Source organism: Streptomyces sp. NPDC002446 (genome assembly GCF_053595675.1).
In genome coordinates this window covers 22,812-38,139 of record NZ_JBSFYC010000075.1, presented here as the reverse complement: position 1 = coordinate 38,139, position 15,328 = coordinate 22,812, and the positions used below count along the sequence as shown (strand labels likewise).

13 protein-coding genes are annotated in these 15,328 nt (G+C 73.2%); 3 read left to right on the top strand and 10 right to left on the bottom strand.

Going from position 1 to position 15,328, the window contains the following annotated elements:
* Positions 1-182 precede the first annotated feature (182 nt).
* From ACWD6P_RS30855 to ACWD6P_RS30845, 3 genes are all read right to left on the bottom strand, one after another.
* Positions 183-1,139: a hypothetical protein gene (locus ACWD6P_RS30855; RefSeq protein WP_451447463.1), complete on the bottom strand. Its 957-nt coding sequence runs from the start codon at positions 1,137-1,139 to the stop codon at positions 183-185.
* A gap of 697 nt (positions 1,140-1,836) precedes the next feature.
* Complete coding sequence (locus ACWD6P_RS30850; protein ID WP_451447462.1) at positions 1,837-3,057, bottom strand: acetyl-CoA C-acetyltransferase; 1,221 nt, start codon at positions 3,055-3,057, stop codon at positions 1,837-1,839.
* A 210-nt stretch (positions 3,058-3,267) separates the two neighbouring features.
* Positions 3,268-4,281, bottom strand: coding sequence for an SGNH/GDSL hydrolase family protein (locus tag ACWD6P_RS30845; protein WP_451447461.1), 1,014 nt, complete (start codon positions 4,279-4,281; stop codon positions 3,268-3,270).
* 198 nt (positions 4,282-4,479) lie between these two features.
* Here ACWD6P_RS30845 and ACWD6P_RS30840 point away from each other — a divergent pair, with 198 nt between their 5' ends.
* On the top strand, positions 4,480-5,868 hold the full coding sequence (locus tag ACWD6P_RS30840) for a cystathionine beta-synthase (protein WP_451447460.1): 1,389 nt from the start codon (positions 4,480-4,482) through the stop codon (positions 5,866-5,868).
* Positions 5,869-6,192: 324 nt separating this feature from the next.
* On the opposite strand, the gene ACWD6P_RS30835 is transcribed toward ACWD6P_RS30840, so the two are convergent.
* Complete coding sequence (locus ACWD6P_RS30835) at positions 6,193-6,606, bottom strand: hypothetical protein (RefSeq protein ID WP_451447459.1); 414 nt, start codon at positions 6,604-6,606, stop codon at positions 6,193-6,195.
* A gap of 40 nt (positions 6,607-6,646) precedes the next feature.
* Entirely contained in the window at positions 6,647-8,065 is a 1,419-nt protein-coding gene (locus ACWD6P_RS30830; protein WP_451447458.1) for a purine-cytosine permease family protein, read from the bottom strand.
* A 261-nt stretch (positions 8,066-8,326) separates the two neighbouring features.
* Between ACWD6P_RS30830 and ACWD6P_RS30825 the strand changes: the two genes are divergently transcribed.
* Both ACWD6P_RS30825 and ACWD6P_RS30820 read left to right on the top strand, forming a co-directional pair.
* The gene (locus tag ACWD6P_RS30825) at positions 8,327-9,463 is read left to right on the top strand and encodes a sigma-70 family RNA polymerase sigma factor (RefSeq protein ID WP_451447457.1); all 1,137 of its coding nucleotides are present in this window, start codon (positions 8,327-8,329) and stop codon (positions 9,461-9,463) included.
* Positions 9,464-9,749: 286 nt separating this feature from the next.
* Positions 9,750-10,739 (top strand): MurR/RpiR family transcriptional regulator, encoded by a 990-nt coding sequence (locus ACWD6P_RS30820; protein ID WP_451447456.1) that lies wholly within the window; start codon positions 9,750-9,752, stop codon positions 10,737-10,739.
* Between the two features lie 106 nt (positions 10,740-10,845).
* On the opposite strand, the gene ACWD6P_RS30815 is transcribed toward ACWD6P_RS30820, so the two are convergent.
* From ACWD6P_RS30815 to ACWD6P_RS30795, 5 genes are all read right to left on the bottom strand, one after another.
* Complete coding sequence (locus tag ACWD6P_RS30815; protein WP_451447455.1) at positions 10,846-12,180, bottom strand: diaminopimelate decarboxylase; 1,335 nt, start codon at positions 12,178-12,180, stop codon at positions 10,846-10,848.
* Between the two features lie 221 nt (positions 12,181-12,401).
* On the bottom strand, positions 12,402-13,337 hold the full coding sequence (locus ACWD6P_RS30810; protein ID WP_451447454.1) for an ABC transporter permease: 936 nt from the start codon (positions 13,335-13,337) through the stop codon (positions 12,402-12,404).
* Positions 13,338-13,371: 34 nt separating this feature from the next.
* Positions 13,372-14,346 (bottom strand): ABC transporter ATP-binding protein, encoded by a 975-nt coding sequence (locus ACWD6P_RS30805; RefSeq protein WP_451447453.1) that lies wholly within the window; start codon positions 14,344-14,346, stop codon positions 13,372-13,374.
* Positions 14,343-14,729, bottom strand: a complete 387-nt coding sequence (locus ACWD6P_RS30800) for a transcriptional regulator (protein ID WP_451447452.1) — start codon at positions 14,727-14,729, stop codon at positions 14,343-14,345. The genes ACWD6P_RS30805 and ACWD6P_RS30800 overlap by 4 nt, the downstream gene beginning before the upstream one ends.
* The gene (locus ACWD6P_RS30795) at positions 14,726-15,232 is read right to left on the bottom strand and encodes a hypothetical protein (RefSeq protein WP_451447451.1); all 507 of its coding nucleotides are present in this window, start codon (positions 15,230-15,232) and stop codon (positions 14,726-14,728) included. Before ACWD6P_RS30795 ends, ACWD6P_RS30800 begins: the two co-directional genes overlap by 4 nt.
* Positions 15,233-15,328 lie beyond the last annotated feature (96 nt).

Here is a 15,328-nt window from a genome sequence, read left to right as displayed (position 1 = left end):
GAAGGGCGTCCAAGCCAGAAGTCACACTCAGGCCAACGGACGCCCTTCGCCATGGTCGCGGCCAGCACAAACATCGGACTCAATCATCTAGGGGACGCGAGCGCCCCCTGCGGGGCCACAACGGGGTGGGGCGGGGCGGTATTCCCGCGGGTCAGCCCGTGGGTCAGCCCGCGGGGCAGAGTTCAGAGTGAGGCGATGACGCGGTCGGCGAGGATGTAGACGCTCTCCTCGCGGCTCTCGCCCCAGGAGAAGGTCAGCGCGTACGCGCCGGAGATGCCGGAGCCGCCCAGCAGCACCGGGGTGCGCCCGGCGTGCAGCGCGCCGGCGACGCGCTCGGCGGCGTCGCGCTGCCCGGGGGTCAGGCAGAGCGTGGTGCCGTCGGCGAAGACATAGACGTCCAGGGTGCCCAGCGGGCCGGGGCGGACATCGGCGAGCGGGGTGCCGTCCTGGGCCAGCTCCTCCAGGCGCGCGACGGTGCGCTCATGATCGCTGACCACCGGGTGGGGTGAGAAGTCCGGGTGCGAGGGGTGGCGCCGCCGGGCGGCGGCCAGCTCGGCCGACTCGGCCTCCTCGACGGGCTCCAACTCGGGCGCGTCCAGGGCTTCGAGCGCTTCCACGGACTCCAGGGCGTCCGGCCCCAGCAGCGGCTCCAGGCCGGCGAAGTCCGCCTGGCGGGGCAGGAACGGATGGGTGTCGAGCCGCTCGGACTCCGGCCGCTCGGCCGGCTCGCGCTGGTCGGCACGGGCGTCCAGCGGGCTCTCGTCGCCCAGGCTGCCCAGGCCGCTCAGCAGGGACGGGGCGTCGGCGGCGTCCCTGGCCTCCTGCGCGGCCCAGAAGGCGCGCGCCTCGGCCAGCTCGCGCTCCCGCTCCTCGGCCAGCGCATCGGCGACGGCGGCGCGTATGTCCGCGAGCGGGGTCTCGGCGGCCGGGCTGGTACGGGCGGCAGGGACGGTCGCGGAGGCCGCGCCGTCCGCGACCGCGGCCTCGGCACGCGCGACGGCGTCCTGCCGGGCGGCGGCGAGCTCGGCGTGCAGCTCGGCGATCTGCCGGCGCAGCGCGCGGGCGGTGTGCAGGGCGGCGGCGCCCAGTGCCACGCCGACGGCCGCGGCCACCAGCAGGACGAGGGTGGTGACGCTCATGCCGAAACCTCAACCTCTCTTCGCTCGGTCCCGCATGCGCGAGACGCGCCCTGTTCGAGGGCGTTCCCCCGGCCTCCGGCCGGAGAGCTCCCCGGGCAGCGCTCGCTCATGCGTCCTCCCCACTTCGCTCGGCGGCCCGCTTGCCGCGGGTCGCGCATCGGTACACGGACTTCCCCCGGCCCTCGGCCGGAGTGCCCCCCTTGACGCGCTCGCTCACGGGGTGACCCCCGGTGACCAGTGGCCCACCGGCGGACTCCCGTTAGCAGAATGTTCTCCGACTTCCTACATCAGGCTGCGGGGGGTCGGCGACCGCTCCCCGTGCACTATGTCCCGAAATGCTGGGGGTCTTGGGCCTCGTACACCAGGGTGACCCCATGCTGACCTGCAAGAACGCCGTCACCTCGGGGCGTTGGTCACAATCCTGGGGGAGATTGGGTCGCGATCTTGTTAACGCGTGACACGGGTCACGCCGTGTCGCCGCCCGTGTCCGCACGGCAGCGAAGGGTGTGCGCGGGGCGGGAGTTGACCCGTCTGTCCGCGCACACCCCGGGGGAGAGGGGCCGAGCCGTCAGCCCTGGCCGCTGCGGCTCAGCTCAGCTCAGCCGCTCGTGCTTGTGGTCGCGCTGAGCTTCGCTTCCGCTGCGGGCAGGTGCCAGGCACTCGTTCCTCGCACCTGGCCCCTACCCTCCGCTGCAGCTCAGCTCAGCCGCTCAAGGACCATCGCCATGCCCTGGCCGCCGCCCACGCACATCGTCTCCAGGCCGAACTGCTTGTCGTGCCACTGCAGGGAGTTGATGAGGGTGGTGGTGATGCGGGCACCGGTCATGCCGAAGGGGTGGCCGACGGCGATCGCGCCGCCGTTGACGTTCAGCCGGTCCAGGTCGATGCCCAAGTCCCGGTAGGACGGGATCACCTGGGCGGCGAAGGCCTCGTTGATCTCGACCAGGTCGATGTCGGAGATCGACAGGCCAGCGCGCTGGAGGGCCTGCTTGCTGGCCTCCACCGGGCCGTAACCCATGATCTCGGGGGAGAGGCCCGAGACGCCGGTGGACACGATCCGCGCCAGCGGGGTCAGGCCCAGCTCGCGCGCCTTGGTGTCGGACATGATGACCAGCGCCGCGGCGCCGTCGTTCAGCGGGCAGCAGTTGCCGGCGGTCACCAGGCCGTCGGGGCGGAACACCGGCTTGAGGCCGGAGACGCCCTCGACGGTGACGCCGGCCCGCGGGCCGTCGTCCTTGGCGACGACCGTGCCGTCGGGCAGCGTGACCGGGGTGATCTCCCGCTCCCAGAAGCCGTTCTTGATCGCCTGCTCGGCGAGGTTCTGGGACCGTACGCCGAACTCGTCCATGTCCTGGCGGGTGACGCCCTTGAGGCGGGCGAGGTTCTCCGCGGTCTGGCCCATCGCGATGTACGCGTCGGGGACCAGGCCGTCCTCACGCGGGTCGTGCCAGTCGGCGCCCTCCTGCTCGGCGCGCGCCGCGGTGCGGGCCTCGGCGTCGGCGAAGAGCGGGTTGTGGGTGTCCGGCAGGCCGTCGGAGGTGCCCTTGACGCTGCGCGAGACCATCTCGACACCGGCCGAGATGAAGACGTCGCCCTCGCCGGCCTTGATGGCGTGCAGCGCCATACGGGTCGTCTGGAGCGAGGAGGAACAGTAACGGGTGATCGTGCAGCCGGGGAGGTGGTCCATCCCCATCTGGACGGCCACGATGCGGCCGAGGTTGTGGCCCTGCTCGCCACCGGGGAGGCCGCAGCCGAGCATCAGGTCGTCGATGTCGGTGGGGTCCAGCTCGGGGACCTTGGCCAGGGCGGTCTCGATGATCTTCGCGGTCAGGTCGTCCGGGCGCAGATCCTTGAGCGAGCCCTTGAAGGCGCGGCCGATCGGGGAGCGGGCGGCTGAGACGATCACGGCTTCGGGCATCACGGCTCCAAGAGGGCAGAAGGCTGGACTGTGAGGCAAGTTACCTGTGCGTACTGCCGAGGTCACGGGGTGCGCGCTGTGATGCGGGCCTCTTTTCTAAGCGAGCGCTTATGGCAACGGGGAGAGGGCGCCGGGTATTCCCGAATGCGCCGGGTATTCCCGTACGTCCCCTCCCCGCCGCCCCTCGCCCGTCGCCCGGCGCGGAGCCCGTCAGCCCGTGACCGACGACCGGTCCGTGGGCTCGGCCTCCGGCAGCTGGCGGCGCCTGCGGTGCTTGAGCAGCGCCCAGGGCGCACGGGAGGCGGTGACCTCCGTACCGGCCTCGGCCGCCGCCTCCGCGGCCGCCTGCTCGACCGGCAGGATGCCCTCGCCGCGGGCCGGCTCCGGCCGCTCCTCCTCCGGCCACAGGCCCAGCGCGGCGCACAGCGTCGGCAGCACCGCCATCGCGGCGGTGGCATAGCCCTCCGCCGACGGGTGGTAGTTGTCCGGCCCGAACAGCTCCCGGGGGTGCGCCTCGAACTCGGGGCCGAGCAGATCGCCCAGCGAGACGGTGCGCCCGCCGCTCTCGACCACGCCGATCGTCTGGGCGGCCGCGAGCTGCCTCGACAGCCGCCGGGCCACCCAGCGCAGCGGCTGGTAGACCGGCTCGATGGTGCCCAGATCAGGGCAGGTGCCCACCACCACCCTGCAGCCCGCCGCGGTCAGCCGGCGCACCGCCTCGGACAGATGGCGTACGGAGCGGGCGGGCGGCATCCGGTGGGTGACGTCGTTGGCGCCGATCATGATGACGCAGACGTCCGGGGTCTCGGTGCCGTCCGCCAGCATCAGCTCCACCTGGCGCGCCAGGTCGTCCGACTGCGCGCCGGGCAGCGCCACATTGCGGAAGTCGACGGGCAGTTCGGCGACCGCGGCCAGGCCCGAGGCGAGCAGCGCGCCCGGCGTCTGGGAGGCGCGGTGCACACCCTGGCCGGCGGCGGTGGAGTCGCCGAGGAAGCCGAGGCGCAGCGGGGGGCGGTCGGTGCGGTGGCCGAAGGCGGCGCCGTAGCGGCCGTCGGCGCACGGCGGGATGTCGCTGGAGCCGCCGACCGTACGGCGGGCCAGCCGCACCTCGGTCAGCAGCAGCCCGACGGCGGCGCCGCCGAGCAGGCCGATCCCGCCGCCGCCGACCGCGGCGGCGGTCGCGATCCGGCGGGCCACTCTCGCCCTGGACATCGTCATCGGCATCGGCCGGGCACCTCCCCGTGCAGCGCGGGCGCGCCACGGCCCCGGGGGCCCGGACGCGCTCTTGAACCGTCAAGAACTCCTACAACAGGGTGTTGCCCGTTCCTGTACGGAACGCAACGCATCCGCCGGCCAACCCACCCGGGCAATAGGCTGGCGGCACGGGCGCAGGAGAGCGTGCCCCCGACCGCGGAGACCACCGTGCAGTTTTACGATTCGATGATTGAGCTCGTCGGCAACACCCCGCTTGTGCGGCTCAACAGCGTGACCAAGGGCATCCAGGCCACCGTCCTGGCCAAGGTCGAGTACTTCAACCCGGGCGGTTCGGTCAAGGACCGGATCGCGGTGCGGATGATCGAGGCCGCCGAGCAGTCGGGTGAGTTGCAGCCGGGCGGCACCATCGTCGAGCCGACGTCCGGCAACACCGGCGTCGGCCTGGCGATCGTGGCCCAGCAGAAGGGCTACAAGTGCATCTTCGTCTGCCCGGACAAGGTGTCCACGGACAAGATCAATGTGCTGCGGGCCTACGGGGCCGAGGTCGTGGTCTGCCCCACGGCCGTGGACCCCGAGCACCCGGACTCGTACTACAACGTCTCGGACCGCCTGGTGCGCGAGACGCCCGGTGCCTGGAAGCCCGACCAGTACAGCAACCCGAACAACCCGCGCTCCCACTACGAGACCACCGGCCCTGAGCTGTGGGAGCAGACCGAGGGGCGGATCACCCACTTCGTTGCGGGTGTCGGCACCGGCGGCACGATCAGCGGCACCGGCCGCTACCTGAAGGACGCCAGCGAGGGCCGGGTCAAGGTCATCGGCGCCGACCCGGAGGGCTCGGTCTACAGCGGCGGCTCCGGCCGTCCGTATCTGATCGAGGGCGTCGGTGAGGACTTCTGGCCGACCGCCTACGACCGTACGGTCGCCGACGGCATCGTGGCGGTCTCGGACAAGGACGCCTTCCAGATGACCCGGCGCCTCGCCAAGGAGGAGGGCCTGCTGGTCGGCGGCTCCTGCGGGATGGCCGTGGTGGCCGCGCTGGAGGTCGCCGCGGAGCTCGGCCCGGACGACGTGGTCGTCGTGCTGCTGCCGGACAGCGGCCGCGGCTACCTCTCCAAGATCTTCAACGACGAGTGGATGGCCGACTACGGCTTCCTGGAGGAGGGCGGCACCGCTGCCCGGGTCGGCGACGTGCTGGAGCACAAGGAGGGCGCGCTGCCCTCGCTGGTGCACATGCACCCGGAGGAGACCGTCGGCGAGGCGATCGAGGTCCTGCGCGAGTACGGCGTCTCGCAGATGCCGATCGTCAAGCCGGGCGCCGGGCACCCGGACGTGATGGCCGCCGAGGTCGTCGGCTCGGTCGTCGAGCGGGAACTGCTGGACGCGCTGTTCACCCAGCGCGCCTCCCTCACCGACCCGCTGGAGAAGCACATGTGCCCGCCGCTTCCGCAGGTCGGCTCGGGCGAGTCGGTCTCCGACCTGATGGCGGTCCTGGAGAACGCGGACGCGGCGATCGTCCTCGTCGAGGGCAAGCCGAAGGGCGTGGTGAGCCGGCAGGACCTGCTGGCCTACCTGGCCCGCGAGGCCGGCAAGTAGCTCCGGCTGCGGCGGCCGTCCCACGGGGCGGCCGCCGTGCGCCGGGCACCCGCCGCGGCGTCAAGTGGCCGTCAGGAAAAGGGCCGCCACCGCAAGGTGTACGTATGCGTCATGTGCTGGCAGCACGGGCTTAACACTCGTCAGGCACATTGTTGTGCAGGCGATACGGACCTCCGGAGCGGCTCCCGGACCTCCACCATCGCCACCCGGATGCGACGACCGGCCCTGACCCGGATCGCGTCCCTTGCGGGGACCGCCGTCGTCCCGCCCCCGGCCCCGGCCGGGGTGCGGCGGTCCCCGCAACAGCCTTTCCCGCCGGGGGACTCAGTCCCACTCCCCGTCGCGGCGCCCGCCGCGCGAGAGCAGCAGCGCGCGCACACCCGTGCTGTGCACGGCGTTGACACCCACCACGCCGGCCCAGCACACCAGCAGGCCCGGCAGCCCCGCGTGGGACGAGGCGATCACGGAGAGCGGGATGTTCAGCACCAGCGAGAGCGCGGCGATCCCGAAGCGCTGCCAGAAGTCGTTGCCGCCGCTGCGCTGACGCGCCGGGCCGGCGCCGCGCGCCACCTGCACCTGCTGCTCGGCCACCTGCCGCCGCACCCGCCGGTCGACGGCCACCTCCAGCTTCTCCAGAAAAGACTCCACCAGTTCCGGTTCGTACTCCGGCCCCAGCTCTTTACGGGTCTGGAGGGTCGCGTCGAGCTCTTTGCGCAGCTCGCGGTCGTGTATTGCCATGCCGTGAGGCTACGGACCCACGGGGCGCGGCGCGGTAGGGCTAGCCCCCCGATCCGGCGGGGGTTTCCTCGCGGTGCCCGCCGGGCGCGGCCGGCGGCGCGAGGCGCGCGGTGTCGCGGCGGGCGGCGCACCAGTACAGGACCGCCGGTACCGCGAGTCCGACCAGCCAGGAGACGTCGGCGCCACCGAGGCGGGCCGTCAGCGGACCGGTGTAGAAGTGGGTGACCAAGAAGGGGAGTTGGGCCAGTACGCCGAGGGCGTAGACGGTCAGTGCCCGGACGTTCCAGGCGCCGTAGCGGCCGGCGGGGTCGCTGAGCGCGGGGACGTCGTAGCGCTCCTTGGAGATCAGGTAGTAGTCGACGAGGTTGATCGCCGACCAGGGCGTGAAGAAGGTCAGCAGGAAGAGCAGGAAGTCCTTGAAGGACGTCAGGAAGGAGTCCTTGCCCAGCAGGGCGACGGCCGTACCGGCCACCATGATCCCGGCGATGTACGCGGAGCGGCCGCGCGGCGAGAGGGTCCGCTGCCCGCGGAACCCGCTGACGCTGGTGACCAGCGACATGAAGCCGCCATAGGTGTTGAGGATGTTGATGGTGAGCTTGCCGAGGGCGATGACGAAGTAGAGGAACGAGGCGACCAGCCCCGCGCCGCCCAGGCCGACGACGTAACTCACCTCATGGCCCACGAAGGCGGCCGGCGCCGCGGCGGCCGCCAGCGCGCCGAAGCTCATCGACCACTGCGAGCCGAGCACCGAGCCGGACAGCGTCCACCAGAACGTCGCGCGCGCCGAGGTGTCCCGCGGCAGATAGCGCGAGTAGTCCGCGACGTACGGGCCGAACGCCAGCTGCCAGGAGGCCGAGAGGGACACCGCGAGCAGGAAGACCGGCAGCCCGAAGCGGTGGTCGGCGAGGAGCGCGCCGAGGTCGGCGTGGTGCACCAGGCGGATGCCGAGGTAGACGAACGCCAGCGCGCAGACCAGGGCGGCGATCTTGCCCAGGGCGTGGATGAGGCGGTAGCCGACGGCCGCGGCGACGGCGGTGACCGCGGCGAAGAGCACGATCCCGGGCGTCTCGCCCAGGTGCGTCAGCTCGCCGACCGCCTGCCCGGCCAGCACGCTGCCGCTGGCGAAGAACCCGATGTACATCACGATGACCAGCGCCAGCGGGACGACGGCCCCGCGCACCCCGAACTGCGCCCGCGAGGTGATCATCTGCGGCAGTCCGAGCCGCGGCCCCTGCGCCGAGTGCAGCGCCATCACCGCACCGCCCAGCAGGTTGCCGAGCAGCAGCCCGATCAGCGCCCAGAAGGCGTTCGCCCCGAAGACGACGGCCAGCGCGCCGGTGATGACCGCGGTGATCTGGAGGTTGGCGCCCAGCCAGAGCGTGAACTGGCTGACCGCGCTGCCGTGCCGTTCGTCGTCGGGGACGACGTCGATCGAGCGCTGTTCGACCACACCTGCCATGAATGCCGCCTCATGTCGTCGCCCTGCCGCCTGTATGGGTTCATGCAGGATGGGTGTCGATGAATGGAAGGTCAATAGGCGGGTACGGGGACAGCGGTGGATTCGCGGTGACGGCCGTGGACCGGGCGGCCGTCCGGGCCTCTGGCTGCGGGGCCCCGGACCGAGGAGCAGACTGGTGCCGGGTGCTCCGGTACCGTCGGGCGCGGCCGGCGGTGGCCGGCCGACGGGCGGATGGGTGGGTCCTGGATGGAGCGGTCCTCGATGCGACGGTCGGCGAGGCAGTGGCCGTCGGAGCAGCGGTCGGCGGAGCAGCGGCCCCCGGCCGGCGCGGACGTGGCGGCGAACGGAGCCGCCGCGGTGGACGCCGACGGACCGGACGTGGCGCACGGGGACGGACCGCGCGCCGGACAGGGCGAGTTGGCGGACCGGCTGGAGGCGCACCGCACCGAACTGACCGGCTACTGCTACCGGATGCTGGGCTCGGCGTTCGAGGCCGAGGACGCCGTCCAGGAGACGATGGTGCGGGCCTGGCGGAGCTACGACCGGTTCGAGGGGCGGGCGTCGCTGCGGTCGTGGCTCTACCGGATCGCCACCAACGTCTGCCTGGACCTGCTCAAGGGCAGCAGCCGCCGGGCCCGGCCGATGGACCTCGCCTCGCCGTCGAGCGTGGACACGCCGATCGGGACGGGGCTGCCCGAGGAGACCTGGATCGGCCCGGTCCCGGACGAGCGGGTGCTGGCGTCCGCCGGGGACCCGGCCGAGACCGCCGTCGCCCGGGAGTCGGTCCGGCTGGCGTTCGTCTCCGCGCTGCAGCGGCTGGCGCCCCGGCAGCGCGCGGTGCTGATCCTGCGCGAGGTGCTCAGCTGGTCGGCCGCCGAGGTCGCGGAACTGCTGGACAGTTCGGTCGCCGCGGTCAACAGCGCGCTCCAGCGGGCCCGGGCCACCCTCTCCGCGTCCGCCGACCCCGGCGCACCGCCGCGCCCGCTCGACGACGCCCAGCAGGCCCTCCTCAAGCGCTATGTCGACGCCTTCGAACGCTTCGACATGGACGCCCTGACGGCCCTGCTGCACGAGGACTGCACGCTGTCCATGCCGCCCTATGCCCTCTGGCTGCGCGGCCGCCGGGACGTCCTGAAGTGGCTGCGCGGACCGGGCAGCGGCTGCGCCGGCTCGCATCTGGTGCCCCTCGCGGCGAACGGCCGGCCGGCGTTCGGCCAGTACCGCGCGGACGGCACGCCCTGGGCGGTCCAGGTCATCGAGACGGCGGACGACGGCCGGATCGGCGCCCTCCAGTCGTTCCTGGACACCGAGCGGCTCTTCCCGCTGTTCGGGCTGCCGATGCGGTACACCGGCCCGCCGGCGGGGGACCGGGGCGGCGGCGCTGCGCACATGCTCTAGGTGTTCCGCGCGTGGGTGTTCCGTGCCCGGCTGTTCCGCGCGTGGGTGTTCCGTTCCTAGGTGTTCCTGGGTGTTCCGCCCGACGGGCCAGGGGCGGGCAGGCACTGGCCGGGGCCGCGCCCCGGGGAGTGCCCGGCGGACACCCGGAGGCCGGGACTGCGGTGGTGTCGGGATTGCGGTGGTGTACGGCCGGATCCGGCGCGTACTCCGGCCCGGCGCGCGTCAGAAATTCCGTACAGTCGGTCGACACAGGACAAGGCCCCGACCGGGCCGGGAAGAAGAGGCGATGAGCGGGGACGGGGACAACGGCGGCGGCATCGGCGGCGCGGCCGAAGGCCGGCCGGCCGGCACCCAGGCGGAGCGGGCGCCGGGCGAGGAGGCGCGGGCCGGGGAGACCGGCGCCGCGGCGGGCGCGGAGTCCGGGACCGCCGGCCCGGCGGCGGACACCGGCACCGCGGCCCGTCTCCAGAAGCTCTTCGAGGGCCACCGGCTGACCCCCACCCAGCGCCGGATCGCCCACTGCATGGTGCGCCGGGCCGCCGACGCGCCGTTCCTCTCCAGCGTCGAACTGGCCGAACTGGCCGGCGTCAGCCAGCCCTCCGTCACCCGCTTCGCCGTCGCCCTCGGCTTCGACGGCTATCCGGCGCTCCGCCGCCATCTGCGCGAGGTCGCCCCCGCCGGGAAGCCCGGCGGGACCGGCACGTACAACGAGTACCAGCAGGCCGTCCACGCGGAGATCGACAACCTCCGCCAGCTCGCCGCCGCCCTCGCCGACCCGTCCCCGGTGATCGAGGCCGGACGCCTCCTGGCCGCCTCCCGCCCGCTGCCCGTCCTCGGCCTGCGCGCCGCCTCCGCCCAGGCGGCCGGTTTCGCCTACTTCGCCCGCAAGGTCCACCCCGACGTCCGTCTCCTGGACGAGGGCGGCACCATGCTCACCGACCGCATCGACGCCGCCGTACGCGCCGGGGGCGGCGCCCTCCTGTGCTTCGCGCTGCCCCGCCACCCCCGCGAGGTCGTCGACGCCCTTGCCTACGCCCGCACGGCGGGCCTGACCGTCGTCACCGTCGCCGACAGCGCCTTCGCCCCCGTCGCCCACCACAGCGATCTGCTCCTCCCGGCCCCCGTCGGCACCGGGCTGGCCTTCGACACGGCCTGCGCCCCCATGCTCCTGGGCCGTGTCCTGCTGGAGGCGATGTGCGACGCCCTGCCGGACGCCCAGGCCCGCCTGGAGGAGTTCGACGCGAAGGCGGCGGCGCGGGGGCTGTTCGTGGAGTGAGGGGCGGCGGGTGGCGGGCAGCCGCTCACGAGCGACCCCGTCGTCCGGTCGGGAGCGGGCCCGCCTTCCGGCCGTGCGGTGGTGCCTTCCGGCTGTGCGGCGGTGCCTACGGCTCCCCGAGGCCGGACAGTCCCTCCCCGTGTGCGGCGCCGCTCTCCGCCACGAGATCCTCCAGGCTCTGCGGGCTGCGGACGTTCGCGAAGCGTACGGAGCCGTCGGCAGCCACCGCATAGCCGTAAACCCCGGGGCGGGGGAGGGAGTTGTAGGCGAAGTGGGTGGAGAAGTAGTACGCGCCGGTGTCCAGGAGGGCGGCGTGGTCGCCGGACGCCAGCAGGGGGAGCGGGCGGTTCTCGGCGACCAGATCGCCCGCGAAACAGCACGGTCCCGCGATGTCCTGGGCGACCGGCTCGCCCGTCTTGGGGCGGCCCTCGGCGTCGTACGCCGCGACCCGCAGCGGCCAGGCCTCGGGCACGAAGACCGTACGGGTGGCGACCTGGGCGCCGGCGTGGGTGACCGCGATCGGGCGGCCGCCCGCCGACTTGGCGTACTCGACACGGGCGAGGACCGTGCCGTGTTTGGCCAGCAGTGAGCGGCCGAACTCGGTGACCAGGCCGTAGCGCCCGGACAGCAGCCCGGGGACGGCCGCGCGCAGCAGCGCGACGTACTCGCGGTAGGTCGGGGTGACGGCGTCCGAGGAGAAGTTGACCGGCAGGCCGCCGCCGATGTCGAGAGTGCCGACCTGACGCCGGCCGGCCTTCTCGTTGATCTCCTCGGCGAGCTCGAACAGGCTCCGCACCCCCGCGGCCATCAGCTCCAACGGCATGCCCTGGGAGCCGACATGGGCGTGCAGCCGGGTCAGCCACGGGCGGGCGAGAAAGGCGCTCACGACCCAGTCGCGGGCGCCCTCGTCGCGCAGCGCGACCCCGAACTTCGAGGTGTCGGTGGCGGTGCTCATCGCCCCGATGCTGCCGCCGCCGATCTGCGGATTGACCCGCAGGCCGATGGGGGCGGTGCTCGGCGCGGAGGCCATCAGCCCGTCGATACGGGACAGTTCCTCGGGGTTGTCCGCGTTGACGGCGATCCCCAGGGCCAGCGCCTCGCGCAGCTCGGCCGGGGTCTTGGCGGGCGAGTCCAGGACCGTACGGGCGACCGGCACGCCGGCGGCACGGGCCAGCGCCAGTTCACCGGGGCTGGCCACCTCGCAGCCGAGCCCCTCCTGCGCGAGCAGCCGCAGCACGGGCACGAGCGAGGCGGCCTTCACCGCGAACGCATGCAGAACCGGTGTGCCGGGCGCGCTGAACTCCGTGAAGGCGGCGCGGAGTTCCCTCGCCGACCGGCGGATCCCGGCCACGTCCAGCAGCCCGGCAACGGGCTCGCCCGCCCCCACCAGCCCCCGCGCGACGGCTGCCTGTACGGCACGGTCTCGGTCCGTGAAGCTCATGCCCCCAGTCCACCATCGGTCAGGGCCCCCACGCCATCGCATACCGGCCTACGGCGGGGCGCGCCACCACACCGCGGGCCGGCCGCACCCGGAGCGCCCGGCGGTGCCCCGGGGCGTGGCCGTACCCGAGGGCCTGGCCCTGCCCGAGGGCCTGGCCCTGCCCCAAGGGGCGTACGGCCGGTGGCCGGCCCTCGGGCCGGATGCTGCACCCGGCCGCGAGGTCAGGCGGGCGGGGCGCCGCCCAGGCTCGCCTTGCGGTGGCGTTCGGTGAGCCGGGAGCCGGATTCGCGGCGGGCGGCGCGGCGCAGCAGCGGTACGGCGAGGAGGAAGCCCAGGGCCGCCCAGGCGACGAGGACCAGGGCGACCGTCGGCAGCTCCCAGGAGCCCGCCGGCTCCGCGGCACGTGCGGCGTCCGGCAGCAGAGCCGAGCGCAGCCCCTGCGCCATCCACTTGAGCGGGAAGACCGAGGCGATCTTCTGGACCAGCACCGGCATCGAGGCGAGCGGGAACATCGCGCCCGAGGTGACCAGCAGCCCCATCGCGGGCAGCATGATCAACGCCAGCGCCTCGCGCGGGTTGGGCAGGACGGCACCTATGGCGGCGCCCAGCGGAACGACCGCCAGCAGCCCGAGCGCGGTGACCCACAGCAGCGTCAGCCAGCCCCCGGCGCCGCGCGGCAGCGGCCCGTCCACCAGCAGCGCGGCGGCGGCCAGGAGGACCACCAGGGTGCCGACGGCCATGGCGACCACGAGCAGCGACTTGGCGATGAGGTAGGCCGGTATGCCGCCGGGAGTGGCGCGCAGCCGCAGCAGGGCGCCCTCCTCCCGCTCGGTCACCAGTATCTGCGGGAGGTTGACCAGACCGATCTGGAACAGCAGATACGCGGTGAAGCCGGCGAGCATCAGATGTGCCATCGGGGTGTGGGTGCCCGGGACATCGCCGCTGATGAACCCGGCGAGCAGCAGCGCGACGACGATGTTGGACAGATGGCCGATCATCTCCTTGCGGTTGCGCAGGAGATGGCGCAGCTCGATCCCGCCGCGCAGAAAGCCAGCCCGCACGGCACGCCGGCGCGCGGAGCTCCTTCCCCCGGGCGGCCCGGTCTCGGCCGCGCCGGCCGGCTCGATGACGGTGGTGGTTTCCGGTACTGCGGTCATTGCTGTTCCCCCTTGCCCCTGTTGGTCGCGTCCCTCATGCGGTGCGCCGCTCCCCGTCCGATGCCCCCGTGACACCGCCGGCCCCGGCCCCGGCCCCGTCGGCCGTATCGTCCCGGTGCACCATGTGCAGATAGGTGTCCTCCAGCGTCGGGCGGCGAACCTCCAGGTCGGCGATCGGTCCGCCCGTGTCGCGGTGGAGTTCCCACACCAGCCCGGACGGGTCCTCGGTGCGCTCCCGGCGGGGCGTGCCGTCGGGCGCCGTCCAGCGGACCTCGGCCTGGGCGGCGGCCCGCCGGGCCAGCTCCGACGGGGTGCCGCAGGCCCGGATCCGGCCCTTGACCAGCATCGCTATCCGGTCGGCCAGCCGCTCGGCCTCCGCCAGATCGTGGGTGGTGAGCAGGACCGTGACGCCCTCCTCGCGGGCCAGCCGCTCCACCAGATCGTGGAAGTGCCGGCGGGCCTCGGGGTCGAAGCCGGTGGTCGGCTCGTCCAGGAAGAGGAGTTCGGGGCGGCCGACGATGGCGAGGGCGACGTCCAGGCGGCGGCGCTGGCCGCCGGAGAGCCGCTCGACCTGCTGCCCGGCCTGCTCCGTGAGCCCGACCAGGGCCAGCAGTTCGGCCGGGTCGCGAGGGCGCGGGTAGTACGCGGAGAAGTGCGTCAGCAGCTCGGCGACCTGCCAGCGGCGGTGGTCGCGCCAGGACTGCAGGACGAGGCCGATCCGGCCGCGCCAGGCCTCGTCTCCGCGCGCCGGATCCGCGCCCAGGACGCTGACCTGCCCGGCGGAACGCTGCCGGAAGCCCTCCAGGATCTCGACGGTGGTGGTCTTCCCCGCGCCGTTGGGGCCGAGCAGCGCGAAGATCTCGCCGCGGTGGATGTCCAGATCGACGCCGTGCAGAACGTCGGCGCTCCCGTACGTCATCCGCACGTCGCGGGCCCGGATGACGGGCGCCGCGGATGACGGCGACGCGCTCGGCGCCGGTCCTGTCTGCCTGTGCTGGGTCGTCGTCATCGGCCGGCCTCCACGTGGTGCTGTTGCTGCCGGGGGTCCGAGGTCTCTCCCGCGGCGGTGTGCGTTGACGGTGCGGGCGTCGCCGTGGGACCCGCGCCCTCGACGATCGCGCGGAGTGCGGCCACATGGCCCTCGAACGCGGTGCGGCCGCGGTGCGTCAGCCGCACCTTGGTTCGGCGTTTGCGGCCCCCGCCCTCCTTGTGGATCTCCAGATATCCGGCCTCTTCCAGCGTGTGCAGCTGCTTGGAGAGTGCGGAGTCGCTGAGCGAGAGGCTGTCGCGGATGAAGGGGAAGTCGGCCCACTCCGTGGCGGCGAGCAGCGCCACGACGGACAGCCGGGTGGCGGGGTGGATCAGTTCGTCGAAGCCGCTCGGGGTGCTCATCGGCTCACCTCCGCCTGGACGGCTCTCGCGCCGCGGTCGCGCAGCGCGCCGACCGCCCAGCGGTTGGCGGGTCCGACGAGCAGCACGAACACGGCGGCCGAGACCGTGGCCTGGATGACATTGCCGAGCGGCAGTGCCAGCGATTCGACGACGTAGCCCGAGAGCACGATCGTCGCGAGGGTCACCGCCCCGCCCGCGAAGAAGCTGGCGAGCGAGCGCCAGCTGTGGCGCGAGCGGTGCAGCTGCAGCCTGCTGCTGCGGTGGTGGAGCACCCCGAGGCCGCTGACGAGGACGACATACGCGGCGAGCACCAGCCAGAAGGCCCAGTCGGGGAGGTCGAGTCCCCAGCTGACGATGAAGATCCACATGATCGCGGCGATGGTGTACGTCGACCTGGCGTCGCCTTGCGCGCATCTTTCGACCTCGTCGTACACCCGCTCCTGCGGTACCCGGATGCGCTGCAGATCCTGCCAGGCCCGTTCGGCATCTACCTGCGTGTTCATGGTCATCGCCTCCCCAAGGCGGTCCGGACCGCGGCCGGACGGTCCCCCGTTACTCGGCCGTTTACTTGCCTAGTAGGAAAGTTACCGCAGACTTTC